This is a genomic window from Paenibacillus sp. TAF43_2 (genome assembly GCF_052113545.1).
In the GTDB taxonomy this organism is placed as follows: Bacteria; Bacillota; Bacilli; order Paenibacillales; family Paenibacillaceae; genus Pristimantibacillus.
In genome coordinates, this window is sequence record NZ_JBFRDK010000358.1 from 1 (window position 1) to 1,856 (window position 1,856).

General features: G+C 39.9%; 2 protein-coding genes. Both read left to right on the top strand.

The genetic code is table 11. The annotated features are described in order from the left end of the window. Window positions 1–226: 226 nt before the first annotated feature. A complete protein-coding gene (locus tag AB4Z17_RS33340) occupies window positions 227–394 on the top strand; it encodes a mechanosensitive ion channel protein MscL (RefSeq protein ID WP_144376707.1) in 168 nt (55 codons plus the stop codon). Between the two features lie 291 nt (window positions 395–685). Then, on the top strand, window positions 686–1,856 hold a 1,171-nt coding region (locus tag AB4Z17_RS33345; protein WP_441964730.1), incomplete at its 3' end, for a GNAT family N-acetyltransferase.

The window sequence follows — 1,856 nt, forward strand, 5'->3', positions numbered from 1 at the left end:
CTCTCATTCTGTCACCTCTCCTTGGATATTTTACATAGCGATGATGCTTCCCAAAAAAAATTACAATTGTCCGCATTTCAATTCTCTCATTCTGTCACCTCTCCTTGGATATTTTACATAGCGATGATGCTTCCCAAAAAAAATTACAATTGTCCGCATTTCAATTTATGATCTCATCATACAACAACACTATTATGAAATTAACCAAAAGAAATGAGGTGCAATCATGAAAATTGTATTCGATGTTACCGTAGATGGAAAAGTAAAAGAGACAATCCAGCCACAGACGCAGCGCCTAAAAGAAATTCATAGCTTTATAAAAGCAGAATCGCATGGTTTAATCAAGAAATATGGCAGCAACGTTTATTTAAACCGAAGAGTTGTTTACAACTGAGGCATCCTTGATGGCCTTTTTTTTTTTTGAAAAAATCCAATTTAACTTAAAATCCAACTCCTCCAAGCTCGGCATTCACTTAACTCACATCCATGTCTGTTTTTGATTAATCAGATCAATTGTAGGACATCCTCAGCATATAGAAAACTTTTCACCATTCTCCAATAGACATTTTGAATCAGCAAATTCGAATCATGTGCTTCATTCCCTTCCAAATAGGGCTAATTTGTTTGCACTTCTAAGGGATGGTAAAATACTTGGATATGTTTAAATAAATGGAGGTCGTCACCTATGAGTCGACGGAAATTGCATGACAGACTCAAGTTAAAAAAAATCGAAACCCAGCATGGCGAGCAATTCAACAATTTATTGCGCTATGTTTTTCAAGTGACCAATCGCGATTTACAAACCTTTGGCTGGGAAAATAGAGAGATTGCAAAGGCAAAACTTCCCGTACTTCAGTATGCTGATGTTCAAGGGTGGTTTGATGGCGATAAACTTATATCTCAGCTTGCTGTATATCCCTTTCAGGTAAACATCTACGGACATATTTATGAAATGGGTGGACTGACAGGAGTCGGAACCTATCCCGAATATGCCAATTTGGGCTTGATGAATAAACTCATGCTGCTTGCCTTAAGCAAAATGCGTGAGCGGAAACAATCGATCTCTTACTTATACCCCTACTCAATTCCTTATTACAGACGCAAAGGCTGGGAGATCATTTCCGATAAAATTTCTTTTGAGGTTCCGGACACTCAGCTGCCTAAGCTAAAAAACGTACCTGGTCATGTTGAACGTGTAACCATTGAACATCCTGACATCAAAACAATATATGAGCAATTTGCCCGCTTGCACCATGGTGCTATGCTGCGAAACGAGCTCGCTTGGGAAGAGTATTTGCGCTGGGATTTAGATGATATGACTGTAGCGATCTATTACGACAATAACGACTCACCTATGGGGTATTTGCTGTATTGGATTGCCGAAGAGATCTTTCACATGAAAGAAATGATCTATATTAACGAAGAGGCACGCACTGGATTATGGAACTTTGTCAGTGCCCATTTCTCAATGATTACGCTTGTAAAAGGGGATATCTATAAGGATGAGCCTCTTGCATTTATATTGGACGACGGGGATATTAAAGAAACCATTGCTCCTTATTACATGGCACGAATTGTAGATATCGTATTGTTCATCGAGCAATATCCATTTGAAATGCAGGAAAAGGAAAGCAGAATAGTTATCAATCTCCATGATCCAATGCTTGAATGGAATCAAGGAACCTTCACCCTCACGGTTGACACAAACGGAAAAGGCCATATGACCCATGGCGGCATCGCACCATCGGTAGTTATCGACATTCCCGCTTTAACGACGATGTTAATGGGTTACAAGCGGCCAACCTATCTTGCACGTATTGGCCGTATGCAGGCCGATGACGCGTCCATCCGTAAAC

Bases quoted from the DNA above. Each gene is read 5' to 3' on its own strand.
- AB4Z17_RS33340 (WP_144376707.1), top strand. From the start codon at position 227: ATGAAAATTGTATTCGATGTTACCGTAGATGGAAAAGTAAAAGAGACA.